This window comes from Bacillus sp. FSL R10-2201, from assembly GCF_038008665.1.
GTDB classification, from domain to species: Bacteria; Bacillota; Bacilli; order Bacillales; family Bacillaceae_G; genus Bacillus_A; species Bacillus_A mycoides.
Window position 1 is genome coordinate 3,612,791 of record NZ_JBBOZP010000001.1, and the last position, 16,270, is coordinate 3,629,060.

The 16,270-nt window shown below is 36.4% G+C and carries 15 protein-coding genes; all 15 read right to left on the minus strand.

Annotated features, from left to right (window positions below):
* Positions 1 to 230 precede the first annotated feature (230 nt).
* The 15 genes from NSQ69_RS18565 to yfmF all read right to left on the minus strand — a co-directional run bounded on the left by NSQ69_RS18565 (position 231) and on the right by yfmF (position 16,136).
* Positions 231 to 1,097 (minus strand): 2-oxoacid:ferredoxin oxidoreductase subunit beta, encoded by an 867-nt coding sequence (locus NSQ69_RS18565; protein WP_002088040.1) that lies wholly within the window; start codon positions 1,095 to 1,097, stop codon positions 231 to 233.
* Positions 1,084 to 2,841, minus strand: a complete 1,758-nt coding sequence (locus NSQ69_RS18570; RefSeq protein ID WP_002014603.1) for a 2-oxoacid:acceptor oxidoreductase subunit alpha — start codon at positions 2,839 to 2,841, stop codon at positions 1,084 to 1,086. Before NSQ69_RS18570 ends, NSQ69_RS18565 begins: the two co-directional genes overlap by 14 nt.
* A gap of 227 nt (positions 2,842 to 3,068) precedes the next feature.
* Positions 3,069 to 3,992 (minus strand): dipeptidase, encoded by a 924-nt coding sequence (locus tag NSQ69_RS18575; RefSeq protein WP_002128703.1) that lies wholly within the window; start codon positions 3,990 to 3,992, stop codon positions 3,069 to 3,071.
* A 59-nt stretch (positions 3,993 to 4,051) separates the two neighbouring features.
* Positions 4,052 to 4,312, minus strand: coding sequence for a stage V sporulation protein SpoVS (gene spoVS, locus NSQ69_RS18580; RefSeq protein WP_000404341.1), 261 nt, complete (start codon positions 4,310 to 4,312; stop codon positions 4,052 to 4,054).
* Positions 4,313 to 4,461: 149 nt separating this feature from the next.
* Positions 4,462 to 5,256 (minus strand): TIGR00282 family metallophosphoesterase, encoded by a 795-nt coding sequence (locus NSQ69_RS18585; protein WP_002014601.1) that lies wholly within the window; start codon positions 5,254 to 5,256, stop codon positions 4,462 to 4,464.
* Between the two features lie 179 nt (positions 5,257 to 5,435).
* Positions 5,436 to 7,001: a ribonuclease Y gene (rny, locus tag NSQ69_RS18590; protein ID WP_002014600.1), complete on the minus strand. Its 1,566-nt coding sequence runs from the start codon at positions 6,999 to 7,001 to the stop codon at positions 5,436 to 5,438.
* 483 nt (positions 7,002 to 7,484) lie between these two features.
* On the minus strand, positions 7,485 to 8,516 hold the full coding sequence (recA, locus tag NSQ69_RS18595) for a recombinase RecA (RefSeq protein ID WP_002014599.1): 1,032 nt from the start codon (positions 8,514 to 8,516) through the stop codon (positions 7,485 to 7,487).
* Positions 8,517 to 8,659: 143 nt separating this feature from the next.
* Positions 8,660 to 9,898 carry a competence/damage-inducible protein A gene (locus tag NSQ69_RS18600; RefSeq protein WP_002014598.1) on the minus strand — a complete coding sequence of 413 codons (1,239 nt, stop codon included), beginning with the start codon at positions 9,896 to 9,898 and terminating at the stop codon, positions 8,660 to 8,662.
* A gap of 20 nt (positions 9,899 to 9,918) precedes the next feature.
* Positions 9,919 to 10,497, minus strand: a complete 579-nt coding sequence (pgsA, locus tag NSQ69_RS18605) for a CDP-diacylglycerol--glycerol-3-phosphate 3-phosphatidyltransferase (protein WP_002014596.1) — start codon at positions 10,495 to 10,497, stop codon at positions 9,919 to 9,921.
* Between the two features lie 63 nt (positions 10,498 to 10,560).
* Positions 10,561 to 11,472, minus strand: a complete 912-nt coding sequence (locus NSQ69_RS18610) for a helix-turn-helix domain-containing protein (protein ID WP_002128706.1) — start codon at positions 11,470 to 11,472, stop codon at positions 10,561 to 10,563.
* 21 nt (positions 11,473 to 11,493) lie between these two features.
* Positions 11,494 to 12,279: a DUF3388 domain-containing protein gene (locus NSQ69_RS18615; RefSeq protein ID WP_000574107.1), complete on the minus strand. Its 786-nt coding sequence runs from the start codon at positions 12,277 to 12,279 to the stop codon at positions 11,494 to 11,496.
* 139 nt (positions 12,280 to 12,418) lie between these two features.
* Positions 12,419 to 12,667: a DUF3243 domain-containing protein gene (locus NSQ69_RS18620; RefSeq protein WP_000114449.1), complete on the minus strand. Its 249-nt coding sequence runs from the start codon at positions 12,665 to 12,667 to the stop codon at positions 12,419 to 12,421.
* Positions 12,668 to 12,743: 76 nt separating this feature from the next.
* Positions 12,744 to 13,457 (minus strand): elongation factor P 5-aminopentanone reductase, encoded by a 714-nt coding sequence (gene ymfI, locus NSQ69_RS18625; RefSeq protein WP_044442925.1) that lies wholly within the window; start codon positions 13,455 to 13,457, stop codon positions 12,744 to 12,746.
* A gap of 117 nt (positions 13,458 to 13,574) precedes the next feature.
* Positions 13,575 to 14,861 carry an EF-P 5-aminopentanol modification-associated protein YfmH gene (gene yfmH / locus NSQ69_RS18630; RefSeq protein WP_002014592.1) on the minus strand — a complete coding sequence of 429 codons (1,287 nt, stop codon included), beginning with the start codon at positions 14,859 to 14,861 and terminating at the stop codon, positions 13,575 to 13,577.
* Positions 14,862 to 16,136, minus strand: coding sequence for an EF-P 5-aminopentanol modification-associated protein YfmF (gene yfmF / locus NSQ69_RS18635; RefSeq protein WP_002033691.1), 1,275 nt, complete (start codon positions 16,134 to 16,136; stop codon positions 14,862 to 14,864). It lies immediately after the preceding gene.
* Positions 16,137 to 16,270 lie beyond the last annotated feature (134 nt).

The window sequence follows — 16,270 nt, forward strand, 5'->3', positions numbered from 1 at the left end:
AGTATATTGCTTTATCCCTATACACATTATCATAGTATAGAGCCTTTAGCCAACTTTAACGAAGAAGGCTTCTTATCCTATATTTCATTTCACAGTTAATGAACATGCTATTTTTATACAACGATTTATATATTATTTTATCATTCTGAATTTTCTAAGTAAACAAATCTATTAATTATTTTTATTCACTCAAAAAGAAGGTTACCAAGCGGCAACCTTCTCTCCGATCATTACATAAATTCAGCAACAAGCTCATCAAACATTTTCTGATCCATATTCAAATCAGCTTGCACTAAAGGTTTTTCACTATAGTCTTTTACAAGCTCTTGGTAAGAAGGCTGCTTTGTGTTTTGATAAATTAAACCTGTTACTAACCCGTTCTTTTCCATTAATGTTTGCATAGCCATCATGCGGTTAGATGGATCATATCCTTCTACTGTACTTAGTTTCGTTAAATTCTCTTTAAACCAATCATAAGTATTTACTTTATTATAAGTAACACATGGACTAAATACATTAATTAATGAAAAGCCTTTATGGTTAATACCAGCTTCAATAATTTGCGTTAATTCTTTTAAATCACTTGAAAAGCTTTGCGCCACAAATGTCGCACCAGCTGTTAAAGCCATTTCCATAACATTTAGTGATGGTTCAATTGAACCTTGTGGTGTACTTTTCGTTTTAAATCCAGCTTCACTACGTGGTGAAGTTTGACCTTTTGTTAATCCGTAAATTTGGTTATCCATTACGATGTACGTAATATCAATGTTACGACGAATAGAATGGATTGTATGTCCCATACCAATCGCAAAACCATCACCGTCACCACCGGATGCAATAACTGTTAAATCACGATTTGCCATTTTCACACCTTGTGCAATTGGAAGAGCACGTCCGTGAATACTATGCAAACCATATGAATTAATATACCCTGAAATACGACCGGAACAGCCGATACCAGAAATAACAGCTAGCTCATCTGGATTTAAACCAACGTTAGCTGCCGCACGCTGAATCGCAGCCTGCACCGAGAAGTCTCCGCAACCTGGGCACCAGTTTGGTTTTACACTGTTACGAAAGTCCTTAAATGTTGCCATTTAATACAACCCCTTTTTTACATTCGTTGTAAATCTCTTTCGGCAAGAATGGATTTCCATCGTATTTTAAAAGACTAGAAATTTTCTCGCCATTGCCAAGATTCATTTTCATAATGTTAGCAAGCTGACCAGTTGCATTGTTTTCTACTACTACAACACGCTTCGCTTTTTTCACAAGTGGATCGATTTCAGCTGTTGGGAACGGATGAATTAAACGTACATGGGCATGGTTTACTTTCATTCCTTCTTGTTCTAAACGCTGCATTGCCTCTTCGATCGCACCACGAGTTGAGTTAAAGCCTACTAACAATACGTCTGCGTCATCATGCTTAGCATTTTTGTAAATAGGGGTATTAAACTGTAAATTCGCCATTTTACGGAAACGTTTGTCCATTTGATCTTTACGATTTAACGCTGATTCAGATGGTTTACCCGTTTCATCATGTTCTACACCTGTAACATGGTGAATACCATTTTTCATACCAGGTAAAACACGTGGTGAAATCCCATCTTCTGTTACTTCATAACGCTTGAAGTATGCTTTATTTTCACGTTCTGGTAATTCTACTTCTAAATCAAGCTTACCACGACGAATTTCCACTTTATCTAACTTAAGTGGTTCTACTGTTTGCTTTCCTAAAGAAAGCTGTAAATCTGTTAAGAAAATAACAGGCACTTGATATTCTTCTGCTAAGTTAAACGCTTCTACAATATCATAGAAAGCTTCTTCAACTGTACTTGGCGCCATTACGATTTTTGGAATTTCACCATGTGTTCCGTAAATCATAGCCATTAAGTCAGACTGCTCTTGTTTTGTTGGTAAGCCCGTACTTGGACCACCGCGTTGTGTATCAATGATAACTAGCGGTGTTTCAGTAATACCTGCTAAACCAATTGCTTCCATCATTAAAGAAAGACCAGGACCAGCAGATGCTGTTAATGTACGAACACCAGCGTAGTTTGCACCGATCGCCATTGTACAAGCTGCGATTTCATCCTCAGTTTGGATTACTGTTCCGCCGACTTTCGGTAACTTTTTAATTAAATATTCCATAATTTCAGATGCAGGTGTGATTGGATATGCAGACATAAAGCGAGCGCCACCAGTTACCGCACCAAATGCGATTGCGTCGTTTCCAATCATAAACATGCGTTTCTTACCGTCAGCTTTTTCAAGCTGCATCATGTTTACTTTCTCACCAAGCAATTCTTTCATGTATTGAGAGCCGCGTTTAATTGCTTCCATATTCTTTTGAACGACTTGCTCTCCTTTACGACCAAAGATTTCTTCAACAACCTCTAAATAAGCTGTTTCGTCTAATCCTAATACCGCACTAGATGCCCCAACAGCAACCATATTTTTCATTAAAGATGTGCCTAATTCTGAAGCGATATCTGTAAACGGTATCACATATAGATTTACATCTGTATTATCAGGTATTGTCGGATTAAATTTCGCATCCGCAACTACAATTCCGCCCGGACGTAGTTCGTGGAAGTTAAAATCAATTGTTTCTTGATCAAAAGCAATTAAAATATCTAAATCATCTGAGATCGCGCGTACTTCTGTTGTACTTACACGAATTTTATTATTTGTATGGCCGCCTTTAATACGTGATGAGAAGTGGCGGTAACCGTATAGGTAATATCCTAATCGGTTTAATGCAATACAGAAGATTTCCCCTGTACTTTCAATTCCTTCACCTTGTTGGCCTCCAACTTTCCATGAAAGTTGACTAATCATCTCCTACACCCCTTTTGGCTGCATTCATTGTAGTGTATTTTTTTACAGTATTAGTTTAGCATTTTTTATGCAAATAAACTACAATGGACGCAAATTATGCCTCTTCTGTTTTCCCTGAATCTTTAGTATAATGCTATTTCGTTTACCATTCTAGTATTAGGTCTTAAAAAAATCAATAAATTCAAGTGAATTTATTTTAACTCTTCCGAATTATTAAAATATAATTTTCAGAACGTTATACAGTCAACAAAATTTTTATACAAAAATCGCTCTACAGTTGATTCATTATACTTTTTACACAGTTGATTAATTATATTTTCATAATCCCTATATACTTCTACACCTACAACAGTTTCTAAAATCCCATCAAAATCAGAACCAAATCCTATATTTTTTTCTCCACCTAATGAACAAATATATTCCACATGCCTTAATATATCTGCTATATTCGCTTGTCTTTCATTCGTTAAAAACTGCGGTACGAAAGTAATACCAATAATGCTATTTTTCTTTATAAGGGCTCTTATTTGTTCATCGGTTAAATTGCGTGGATGCCCACAAAGTTGATAACAGTTTGAATGAGATGCAATTGGGTTTTTAGCAATTTCAATAACATCCCAAAAGCTTCTTTCATTTAAGTGAGACACATCGGTCCATAAATGTAACGTATTAAGTTCTTGTACAACTTGTCTACCAAATGTAGTTAAACCTGCTCCACGTGCCTCTAGCGCTCCATCAGCTAACAGATTGGCATAGTTCCATGTCAATCCAAAGGAACGTACACCTAAGCGATAAAACAAACGTAATTTCATCGCTTCTTTTCCAATTGCTTCGCATCCTTCTAATGTTAATAATGCTCCAATCTCGTCCTGTTTTAGCATGTTAATATCGTTTTTTGTCTGAATAAACTTCATTCCTGGTAGCGATAGAATTTCATTATGAAAAATATCTATCATTTGCAGCGCAACTTCAAAACGCTTTTCATACGCTACTGTTTCTGGTATATATATAGCAAAGCATTGTATACTTCCTTTTCTTTTCATTAATTGTTCAAATGTAATATGTAATTGTGAATCGTTTTGAAAGTCTTTTTTTCCCTTTGCACTCCATAACTGAAAGAGTACATCGCAATGTGCATCAAAAATTTTCATTTTCATTCCTCCATTACAAAAACAACCTGTTTGCATACATGCAAACAGGTTGTTTCAACTTAACGAGGTTCTACAATTAATTTTATCGCTGTACGCTCTTCACCATCAATCATAATATCTGTAAACGCTGGGATACAAATCAAGTCCAAACCGCTAGGCGCTACAAATCCTCTTGCAATTGCTACTGCCTTTACCGCTTGGTTTAATGCACCTGCACCAATAGCTTGAATTTCTGCTGTTCCGCGTTCGCGAATAACACCTGCAAGTGCACCAGCTACAGAATTAGGGACCGACGTTGCTTTAACTTTTAATATTTCCATTCCGCGTTTCCTCCTCGTTTCTATAAAAAGTAATAGCAATTATTTCACTTTAACTTATATTCACGAGGAATGGCACGTATTCCTGCTAAATTTCTGTAATTTTTCTAAAAAATTAAAATATAACGAATTCTCTAACTTTTTGTTAAAAATCAGTCAAAAAATGGCTGGTCATCATTAATTAAAATGCGCTCAATTTTCTTTGCTTTCCCTGTATTAGGATCCACATCAATTAACACTGCACTTAATTGTGTTCTACCATTCGTCACTTCAAAACGCACTGGTAAGTTCGTTAAAAACTTCTTCAATACCGCTTCGCGATCCATACCTAAAATCCCATCATATGGGCCTGTCATACCAACATCTGTAATATAAGCTGTTCCGCTTGGTAAAATACGATTATCAGCTGTAGGAACGTGTGTATGTGTACCTACTACCGCTGTAGCACGACCGTCTACATACCAACCTAACGCCTGCTTCTCACTTGTTGTTTCAGCATGAAAATCAACAAAGATAATGTTTGTACGTTTTTTTGCAATACTGATTAACTCATCCACTTTACGGAATGGACAATCAATTGGAGGAAGGAAAGTACGTCCTTGTAAGTTAATAACTGCAACTTCTGTTCCATTACAATTTACAAAGATAAGCCCTTTTCCCGGCGTTCCTTCTGGGAAGTTAGCTGGTCTTGCAAGATATTTTGCATCATCGATAAATTCAAATACTTCACGGTTATCCCAAGCGTGGTTTCCAAGCGTAACCGCTTGTGCCCCGCACTCTAAAAAGTTTCGATATATTTTTTCCGTAATTCCACGTCCACCCGCAGCATTTTCTCCATTAATAATTGTTACTGTCGGTGTATATTTCTTCTTTAATGCCGGTACGTACTGTTGAATCATGTCTCTACCAGGAGATCCTACTACATCCCCAACAAATAATATTCTCATATGTCTTACCCTTTCTATGTACTACATTTTTTATTACCATACTATAACCTTAAAGCTATTTCCTTACAACAGTTACAATTTATCTATTATAAGTTTCTTTCACTTGCATACTGCTCATAAATAATTTTCTTTATTTTACCCAATTCCAACACAAAAAAATAAAGTGGTGTTTCACCACTTTATTTTGCGTATTCCACTGCACGTGTTTCACGAATAACAGTTACTTTAATATGTCCTGGATAATCCAGTTCATTTTCAATACGTTTTCGAATATCACGAGCTAAACGATGAGCTTCTAAATCATCAATTGTATCTGGTTTTACCAGAATACGAACTTCACGTCCTGCTTGAATTGCGAAAGATTTTTCTACGCCTTCATAAGACTCTGAAATTTCTTCTAACTTTTCAAGACGACGAATGTAATTCTCAAGCGTTTCACTACGAGCTCCCGGTCTTGCAGCTGATAATGCATCTGCTGCAGCAACTAGAACTGCAATGATAGAAGTTGGTTCTGTGTCACCATGGTGAGATGCGATACTGTTTATTACAACAGGATGCTCTTTATATTTCGTTGCGAGTTCAACACCAATTTCAACGTGGCTACCTTCTACTTCATGATCGATTGCTTTTCCGATATCATGTAATAGACCAGCACGTCTTGCTAGTTTTTCATCCTCACCAAGCTCCGCTGCCATAAGTCCAGTTAAGTATGCAACTTCCATAGAGTGTTTTAAGACGTTTTGTCCGTAACTTGTACGGTATTTTAAACGACCTAAAATTTTAATTAAATCTGGATGTAAGCCATGAACACCCACTTCAAACGTTGTTTGCTCTCCGACTTCACGAATATACTCGTCCACTTCACGTCTTGATTTTTCGACCATCTCTTCAATACGCGCTGGGTGAATACGTCCGTCCTGTACTAGTTTATCAAGAGCGATACGAGCTGTTTCACGACGAATCGGGTCAAATCCTGATAGAATTACAGCTTCTGGTGTATCATCGATAATAAGGTCAATACCTGTTAACGTTTCTAACGTACGAATGTTACGACCTTCACGTCCGATAATACGTCCCTTCATTTCGTCATTTGGAAGATTTACAACCGAAACGGTTGTTTCAGCAACATGATCAGCTGCACATCTTTGCATTGCAAGAGATAAAATCTCTTTTGCCTTCTTATCCGCTTCTTCTTTCGCGCGAACTTCACTTTCTTTTACCATAACGGCAATTTCATGAGAAACTTCACTTTCCACTTTACCAAGAATAATTGCTTTCGCTTGTTCGCGGGTCAGATTGGAAATGCGCTCTAATTCTGTTTGTTGCTTTTGAACTAACTCTCCCACTTTGCTTTCCAACTCTTCAATCTGTTGTTGTTTCGCTACAAGAGATTCCTCTTTCTTTTCTAACTGTCGCTCGCGGTTATCGAGCGTTTCGTCTTTACGATCAAGGTTCTCTTCTTTTTGCATTAAACGATTTTCTTGTTTTTGTAATTCGCTTCTACGGTCACGAATTTCTAATTCAGCTTCTGTACGAAGTGTATGAATTTCATCCTTTGCTTCTAAAAGCGCTTCTTTCTTAAGTGCTTCAGCATCACGATTCGCTTCGTCTAGAATACGTTTTGCTTCATTAGCTGCACCATTAATCTTCGCTTCAGCAATAGACTTTCGAACAAAAAAGCCAACAACTGCACCGACTGTTGCAAGCAAAATGGAGATGAGTATCCAAACTGTACTACTACTCATGATTTCACCTCCCCTTGCTATGAATGAAAAAAGACTGTCGGCATGTACATTGAATTACAACGTACAGCAAAGACCGTCGTCCCGCTTTTTTAAGGGACTTTCTTCATTTCACAATTAAAATGTCATATTATTATTTCGGCAAGATTTAAGTCTTACTCCGAATATTACTTCTCTTCTTGAGAAGAGTATATCGTATATAAGAAAAAATATACATTCTCATTGTATCTATCGCAATTTTCATTGTCAAGCGTTGTCTACTTTTACTTTCTTTACCTTCAGCCCTGAATCTTATATGGATTAAAAAAACAGACGGCATATTATCCTGGAAAACCTTAGAAAATCCCAATTCATTCACTTAAAATATATGAATATTCCCCTTTACACATAGCCTTTTGGATAGAATAAATATTTTATCTCCAGCTATATACAACGCTTTCATAGTGGATTAAAAAATAAAAGACACGGGACCGTGTCTTTTATTTTTTAATCTTGACGAGTTGAATCTTCCGTGTCTTCAACACCAGAGTTTTCACCAATTCCGTGATGTTCACGAACAAAGAAGGCAATTTCTTCTCTTAAATCCGTATTCTCTTTTAAGAATTGCTTCGAATTTTCACGACCTTGTCCTAAGCGTTCTTCATTATAAGAGTACCAAGCACCGCTCTTTTGAACGATATCAAGTTCAGAAGCCATATCTAAGATTTCACCTTCTCTTGAAATACCTTCTCCGTACATAATATCAACTTCAGCAACACGGAATGGCGGTGCTACTTTATTTTTAACTACTTTTACTTTCGTTTTATTACCAACAATATCGTTACCTTGCTTTAACTGCTCAGCACGACGTACTTCAAGACGGACAGTTGAATAGAATTTCAACGCACGACCACCTGGAGTTGTTTCTGGGTTCCCGAACATAACCCCAACTTTTTCACGAATTTGGTTGATAAAGATTGCGATTGTTTTTGATTTGTTGATTGCACCTGAAAGTTTACGAAGTGCTTGTGACATTAAACGTGCTTGTAAACCAACGTGAGAGTCACCCATGTCCCCTTCGATCTCAGCTTTCGGTACAAGAGCTGCCACAGAGTCAATTACGATAATATCAACCGCTCCACTTCGTACAAGTGCTTCTGCGATTTCTAGTCCTTGCTCCCCTGTATCAGGCTGTGATAATAGTAATTCATCTATGTTAACACCTAATTTTTGTGCATATACAGGATCCATTGCATGCTCCGCATCAATGAACGCTGCTTGTCCACCTTGACGCTGTACTTCCGCGATTGCGTGTAATGAAACTGTTGTTTTACCTGAACTTTCAGGTCCATAAATTTCAATAACACGGCCACGTGGGTATCCGCCTACCCCTAGTGCCACATCAAGTGCTAAAGAACCACTTGAAATTGTAGAAATTCTACGCTCCGCTTGTTCTCCTAATTTCATAATTGAACCTTTACCGAATTGCTTCTCTATTTGTTTTAACGCCATATCTAATGCCGCTTGACGATCGCTCATTCAAAATTCCTCCTTAACTAAATTGCTAATCTTATTATACCTATTTTCAATTCAATTTGCCAACAAAAATCGAACATTTATTCGTTTTTTTTATTTTATATCGAATAAAACTAGGTTTTCCAACAAAAAAAACTAGAAGAAATTTATATCTCTTCTAGCTTTTTAAATAAATGATAAAATCCATATTTTGTAGAGCGTTCTCTAATTTGTTGACGACTTCCACTTAAATTAAGCGAGAAGACTACAGCTGGTTCATCTTTAATCACCAATCCAATAAATACTGTTCCTGGTTCTTTATGCTCTGAAGCATCCGGTCCTGCCACCCCAGTGAAACTAATTCCGATATCTGCTTTTAACAGTTCCTTTACATTTTCAGCAAGATAGCGAGCACACTGTTTACTAACCGCGCCATCAGTACGTAACACTTCTTCAGGTACATGTAAAATTTGTTGCTTCACATCATTTTGATAACAAATGACACCGCCTTTAAATACAGATGAAACACCAGCATTTTCTGTTACTTGATTTCCAAAAAGACCACCTGTTAAACTTTCTGCACACGCTAAAGTTAACCCTTTTTCCTTCAATAGCCTTATTGCCTTGTAATGAAGGAAATCTTGGTCATATCCGTAGAAAAATTCTCCTACTCTTTCTAAAATCAAATCTTCCACATGCTGAATCAGTTTCTCCGCCTCATCAGCATCATGATGTTTGGCAGTTAAACGTAATGTCACTTCGCCATCATTTGCAAGTGGTGCAATGGTTGGGTTCGTTTGTCCATCAATTAAATCTTGAACTTTCACCTCTAATTGAGATTCCCCAATACCAAAAAAACGAAGAACACGAGAATAAATATTTTCCCCCGTTGTAAACTTACATAAAAAAGGCTCTACGTAACTTATATACATCGGCTTCATTTCTTTTGGTGGTCCTGGTAATAAAATATAAACTTTTCCGTTCGTATTTAATCCCATACCAGGCGCCATACCGTGATCATTCGCAAATACAGTCGATCCATTTAAAACGAGCGCCTGCTTTTTATTATTCTCCGTAAATTCACGGCCTGTACGCTTAAAATAATCGCTTATCGATGTTAATGCCTTTTCATCATACACAAGCTCTTCATCTAAACTAGACGCTATTGTTTCTTTCGTTAAATCATCTTTTGTCGGTCCTAATCCACCTGTAAAAATGAGCATATCAGCTCGTTCTTCAGCCAATTCAATTGCCTTCTGTAATCGCTTGTTATTATCCCCAACAACAGTATGGTAGTACACGTTAATTCCGATTGAAGCTAACTTTTCAGATAAAAACTGGGCATTTGTATTTGCAATTTGTCCAAGTAATAATTCCGTTCCAACCGCAATAATTTCAGCATTCATCCCAATTCCCCCATAAACTTCTATTTTGAGTTTACAAAAGCATCTTTATTTTTCCAGAAATAATCCCATCCTGAAATAACGGTAAAGAATAATGCAATCCATATGAAAATATCTGCAACTGGAATATGAAGTAGATTTAACGGTACATCATGTAATAAGTATGCTGCAATCGCAATAATTTGTGTCCATGTCTTAATTTTCCCTAGCTGATTTGCTGCAACTACTTCTCCTGTCCCAGCAAGTACAAGGCGTAAACCTGTTACTGCAAACTCACGGCTTATAATTACAATAACGATCCAAGCAGGTACATATTGCATTTCTACCAATGTGATAAGTGCTGCCGAAACAAGTAATTTATCTGCTAACGGGTCAAGGAATTTCCCTAAATTCGTTACAAGATTATACTTTCTTGCATAATGTCCATCAATCCAATCTGTAGCCGAAGCAATAATAAAGATAAGTGCCCCTACTAAATGTTGAATTGGTAACTCTACATCACCAATTATAAATGAGCCCCACTCAAAGGGCGCTAACATAATTACCATAAAAATTGGAATTAAGAAGATTCTAGATATTGTAATTTTATTTGGTAAATTCACAGCTATTCCTCCATCATGTCAAAAACATTTGTTCATTGAAAAAAGTCATCGAAGCGATGACTGTTATTGCGCAGCTTGCCCTATCCCTTGGTTTTTTATCACCAATCTTTGGTGATATTCTTTTGCTGGATCTAATGGGAAAGTAACCACTTGGCCATTCAGTTTAATTTCAACATTCGGTGCACTTCCAATATTAAGCCGCACTTCTTTTACTGTTGATAAATCACGTTTTTCTGTTTGACCACTTTGTACTGTAGTGTTTAGAATTTCGTTACCCGCATCATCTTTAACATCTACATAGCTTGCACCCTTCGCTGAAATTTCCAGTTCTAATGTTTTATTATTATGAATTTCCAAAGTAGATACCTTACCACTCGTTCCAACTACCTTCACTTCTTGTTGTCCAGTTGGTTGCGCTGGTTGCTCTTCTTTCTTTGGTTCTTCTTTCTTTGGTTCTTCTTTTTTTGGTTCTTCCGCTTTCGCTTCATCTTTCTTCGTATCTAACGGAGAATTTTTTGCTTTTTGAACCTCAATTTTCTCACTTTGAGCATTTGGAACTTGCCTATCATCTTTTCCAGTTAACGCTTGAATAACAAACCAGACTACCACTCCAAATGCGATTACTAACAACGCAATCAAAATTTTGGGCATATGATCCGCAATTGGCCATGATGAAGATTTTTGCATTGTTTCTTGTGTTTTTTGTCCAGTTGATACTTGTGGAACTTCACGTTTTTCAGACTGTGGTATCGTACTCTGATATTCCACAAGCAGTTCCTCTCCATTTAATCCAACAGCATCTGCATATTGTTTAATGAATGCACGCGCATAAAAAGCTCCTGGCAACACATCATAATTGCCTTCTTCAATCGCTACTAAATGGCGTTTTTGAATTTTTGTAATCTCATGCAGCTGATCAATAGATAAGCCTTTCGCTTCTCTTGCTTCTGTCAGCTTTTGTCCTAATTCCGTCACTACTAACACCTCAATATTTCTTTAAAAGTCGAACATAGAGAAATTGTTTTGCGTACCTTGCTCAATTTCATCTACTAAATTATATTGAATTTCTTCATCATAATCGTTACGCAATTCGATAATATAATCAAAATCATCCAATGTGTATTCTGACTGACTCACAAACACATCCGGATGTTCCACAACTTTCGTTGCAGGCAATCTCATGATTTCACGAACGAGCTGCCAGTGTCTTTCATTTGCACGCTTTGTCGACACAATTCCATCTAGTATGAAAATATTATCGTCGCTATACTCATCTTCAATCAATTGGCTACGAACAGTTTGCTTAATGAGAGTAGATGATACGAATAACCATCTCTTATTTGCACAAACACTTGCGGCAACAATAGATTCTGTTTTTCCGACACGAGGCATTCCTCGTATCCCAATTAATTTATGACCTTCTTTTTTCATTATCTCCGCCATAAAGTCTACAAGCAATCCTAATTCATCACGCACAAATCGAAATGTTTTCTTATCATCTGCATCTCGTTGTATGTACCTACCATGTCTAACTGCTAGCTTATCTCTAAGCTTTGGCGGACGATATTTCGTTACCGTTATATTATCCATCGTATTTAAAATTGATTCAAGTCTAGAGATTTGTTCTTGATTATCACACATAAGCAAAAGTCCACGTCGTGCATTATCTACACCATTAATTGTGACAATATTGATGCCAAGCATACCGATTAACGAAGAAACGTCACCAAGTAAGCCAGGTCGGTTTTTATGTATTTCATATTCAAAATACCATTCAATCATCCAAGATCACTCCCCTACGCTTACTTTACACCTACGTACTATATTATATGATTTCACCTTAATAGGGAAGCTAAATGTATAATCTATTCCTCCTAATTACTATACAAAAAAAGTAGAGAGGAGAAGCTCCTCTCTACTTTTACTTATGTTGTACAAACTTCACCATTAAATTTGCAATTGTATGTTGCTCTTGTTCATCAGCAACTTTCCAAAGCTCAGACAATAATTTTTCTTGATCGTTGCGCGCTTCTACTTCATTTGCTAAATAATCACCAACACGAAATGCCATATCTGATACGGCACCACCATCAAGCCCTTTTCCCCCCGCTTGTTCTAAACGTTCTCCTAAAAAGCTCTTCCACTGATCAAAATTATCTAACACTGACATGTTTAAGCACCTCACTATTTTAGTAATAGAATCATGCTTAATTTGTACAATTTCTTGTTTTTTATGTAAGAATTTTTTAGCAATGCCAACCGCCATTCACTCCGATAATTTGCCCCGTAATATAAGAAGCTTCTGGCGAAACGAGGAATGATACTGTTTTTGCTACCTCTTCGGGTAGTCCTATTCTACCTAATGGAATATCTTCAGCAATTTCATTTTTATCATCTTCTGAAAATACATTTAACATTTCTGTTTCGATCGCACCTGGCGCTACCGCATTAACGCGCAATCCACTTAGAGAAACTTCTTTCGCTAAAGCCTTCACATATGAATTTTGTGCACCTTTCACCATTGAGTACAGCACCTCACAAGACGCTCCTATTTGCCCCCAAATGGATGAAATAACAACAACATTACCACTTCTCCGCCCGATCATCGGTGGAAGCGCCATCGATAAAAGTCTATATACACTCTTCACTTGAAGCTCCACCATATAATCTAATTCTTCATTCGTAACATCTGTTACTAATCCAAATATACTCTTTCCAGCTGCGTATACAATAACATCAATAGGATGTTCGATTTGTCCCCACAATTTCTCTGCTCCATCGATAGAAGCTAAATTTGCTTGCACAGGAATCACTGCATCAAACTCCTTTTGTAACCCCCTTATCTTCTCTTCGCTTTTATTGTAATGAATATAGACTGTATAACCATCCTCGATTAACTGCTTCGAAATAGCAGAGCCAATCCCTCCGCTTCCTCCAGTTACTAATGCATACTTTTTCATAAATTCCCTCTCTTATCTTTTTATGTATAAATAAATAATACCCTCATCTTACCATTTGGCAATAACCAAACGTTAGATGAGGGATATAGATACTGCGTTTTTTATTCACATATTACTTCATTTTTTTGGTAACACTTGGCAGACACTCATTTTCTCTTCAATTAATAATGTTTTTGCTGCTTGTTGTAGGTCTTGAACAGTTAATCCTTCTAACACTGTAAGAGCATCAAATAAACTAGATTCATTAAACGCATATCGTGTAAACTGATTTGCAATATATTCAGGTGAATTCAACGATCGTAAAAATCCGCCAATTTTCTTTTTCTTCACCCGTTCCAGCGCAGTCTCATCTAACTGATCATAATTCGTTTGTAGTAAAATACCTTTTAATCGCTCTGCCAATTCATCAGGGTGCTTCGTATCTCCACCAACCATTGCAAAACCGAAGTTATTTTCTTCTGTATAGTCATACGAGAACGAATCATCAATAAGACCTTCATTATATAAAGATTCGTAATGAACTGACCCTTTTCCAAATAAATAATCTAAAAGTAATGTAAGTGCAATTTCTTGTTTTAACAGAGCTTGCCCTTTTTCTTTTAAATTCGTTGCCTTAATACCAACTAAACATTTTGGAGTTTGAACAGGCATTGAAATAATCTTTTTCTTTTCATTTACTTCTTCTGGTTCCTCTTCAAAAGAGCGAACGATTTCTGGTTGATTTTCGTAATCTTTTTTCGCTTGATTTTCACGAACTAAATCCATTGTTTTTTCAGGATCAATCGCTCCAACAACAAATAATAACATGTTGCTCGGATGGTAAAAAGTCTCATAACATTCATACAGTAGGTCTTTTGTAATTTTACTAATGGACTCAATTGTCCCTGCAATATCAATTTTAATTGGATGTTTCACAAACAAACTATCGATTAACCCAAAGTATAAACGCCAGTCTGGGTTATCTTGGTACATTTGAATTTCTTGACCGATAATACCTTTTTCTTTTTCAACCGTTTTTTCAGAGAAATACGGTTCTTGTACAAAGTCTAACAACGTATTTAAATTTCTTTCTACATTTGATGTACAGGAAAAGAGATAAGCGGTTCTTGTAAAAGATGTAAAAGCGTTCGCTGAAGCACCTTGTTTACTAAACAATTGAAACGCGTCATGGTCCTCTTTTTCAAACAATTTATGCTCAAGGAAATGAGCAATTCCATCTGGTACACGAGTCATGTCTTCTTTTCCAAGCGGTACAAATGTATTATCAACAGAACCGTACTTCGTCGTAAATGTTGCAAATGTTTTGTTGAAGCCTTGTTTCGGTAAGATATATACGTCTAATCCATTCGGAAGTTTTTCATAATATAGCGTCTCTTTTAATTGCTCATACACAATTTTCTCCATTTATTCTCCCTCCGTTCCATGTAAAAAGTAAATTGTATCTAGTTCAATATTATTAGCAACTTTCACAATCTCTTCTTTCGTCACGCTTTCTATGCCCGTTAGCCATTCTTCAACTGGACGCGTACGCTCTGAAATCACCCCGTGATAAAGCATTTCAACAAAACCACGTGGTGTATCAATTGCCTCTAAGATTTGATTTTGAATTACACTTTTCGTTTGCTGAATCTCTTCCTCTGAAAAATCACCGCTTTGCATTGCTTTCATCTGTTCTTTAATAATTTCAACAGCTTTTTCAAAGTTCTTCGCTTCAATTCCAGACATAACGAAGAGCAAACCTTTATGACTTTCAAATCTCGATGCTGCATAGTACGCTAAACTATTTTTTTCACGGACATTTACGAATAACTTCGAATGAGAAAACCCTCCAAATAATCCGTTAAACAATTGTAATGCAAAATAATCTTCATCTTTATACGTAATGAATGTGCGATAGCCGATATTTAATTTACTTTGCTTTAGTTCTTGTTTTTCAACAATTTCTTTTTCTTCATTATTTCGTTTATGAAGAAGTACATTTCTCTCTTTCATAGCGCGAGGTGAAATCGAAAAATACTTATTTACAAGCTCCACAGCATCTTCTGAAATATCACCAATGATATATAAATCCATTTCATCTTCAGCTAACACTTTTTGATAATATTGATACAAACTTTCATTTGTAATAGAAGCAACACTTTCTTTTTTTCCATTTGCACTTAAGCGATATGGTTCTACTTTGCACATTTCTGCAATTAAACGCTCGTTTGCATAACGCATTTTATCATCATAAGTAGCTTCAATTCGTTGCAAGAGTGCTCGTTTCTCACTTTCTACAATAGAAGATAGAAAACCGTCCCCTTCTGTTGCTGGATGTAAAACAATATCAGATAACATAGAAAGCGCTTTTTCAAATAACGGTGGTGCATCGCGTAAATATGTTTCATTTGCAATGTCTACATAAATAGAGATGATATGGTCTTCTCCTTTTTTACTTACATCTACCGCTAAAGAAGATCCATATAATTCTTCTAAATATTGACGAAGACGAATTACAGAAGGCAGTTTTTCTGTCGCACTTTGTAATACGTACGGCAATAGGGCACGCTCTGTCACCGTCTCCTCATTTAAAGGTGCTTTAAAACGAAATACAAAGGTATTTGTTTTAAATTTATCAGTCGGAATAATATGTACTCGCAAGCCACCTAATTCATGCAGTTGCTGTTCCATTAGTTTCATTAATAGCCCTCCTTTACGTATGTAGGAATATTCCTCTTCAATATACAGTTTTTAGAAATAAAAAATCAAATTTTCTTCCTTATTATGCTTACATTTGAGTCTTTCTAAAAACTTTAATATGTAAGGAACATAGT

Excerpts from the sequence above, each read along its gene's own strand:
- yfmH (WP_002014592.1), bottom strand. The coding sequence starts at position 14,861 with ATGGAGAAAATTGTGTATGAGCAATTAAAAGAGACGCTATATTATGAA.
- NSQ69_RS18620 (WP_000114449.1), bottom strand. The coding sequence starts at position 12,667 with ATGTCAGTGTTAGATAATTTTGATCAGTGGAAGAGCTTTTTAGGAGAA.
- recA (WP_002014599.1), bottom strand. The coding sequence starts at position 8,516 with ATGAGCGATCGTCAAGCGGCATTAGATATGGCGTTAAAACAAATAGAG.
- NSQ69_RS18565 (WP_002088040.1), bottom strand. The coding sequence starts at position 1,097 with ATGGCAACATTTAAGGACTTTCGTAACAGTGTAAAACCAAACTGGTGC.
- NSQ69_RS18615 (WP_000574107.1), bottom strand. The coding sequence starts at position 12,279 with ATGATTGAATGGTATTTTGAATATGAAATACATAAAAACCGACCTGGC.
- NSQ69_RS18570 (WP_002014603.1), bottom strand. The coding sequence starts at position 2,841 with ATGATTAGTCAACTTTCATGGAAAGTTGGAGGCCAACAAGGTGAAGGA.
- NSQ69_RS18575 (WP_002128703.1), bottom strand. The coding sequence starts at position 3,992 with ATGAAAATTTTTGATGCACATTGCGATGTACTCTTTCAGTTATGGAGT.
- spoVS (WP_000404341.1), bottom strand. The coding sequence starts at position 4,312 with ATGGAAATATTAAAAGTTAAAGCAACGTCGGTCCCTAATTCTGTAGCT.
- ymfI (WP_044442925.1), bottom strand. The coding sequence starts at position 13,457 with ATGAAAAAGTATGCATTAGTAACTGGAGGAAGCGGAGGGATTGGCTCT.
- rny (WP_002014600.1), bottom strand. The coding sequence starts at position 7,001 with ATGAGTAGTAGTACAGTTTGGATACTCATCTCCATTTTGCTTGCAACA.
- yfmF (WP_002033691.1), bottom strand. The coding sequence starts at position 16,136 with ATGAAACTAATGGAACAGCAACTGCATGAATTAGGTGGCTTGCGAGTA.
- NSQ69_RS18585 (WP_002014601.1), bottom strand. The coding sequence starts at position 5,256 with ATGAGAATATTATTTGTTGGGGATGTAGTAGGATCTCCTGGTAGAGAC.
- NSQ69_RS18600 (WP_002014598.1), bottom strand. The coding sequence starts at position 9,898 with ATGAATGCTGAAATTATTGCGGTTGGAACGGAATTATTACTTGGACAA.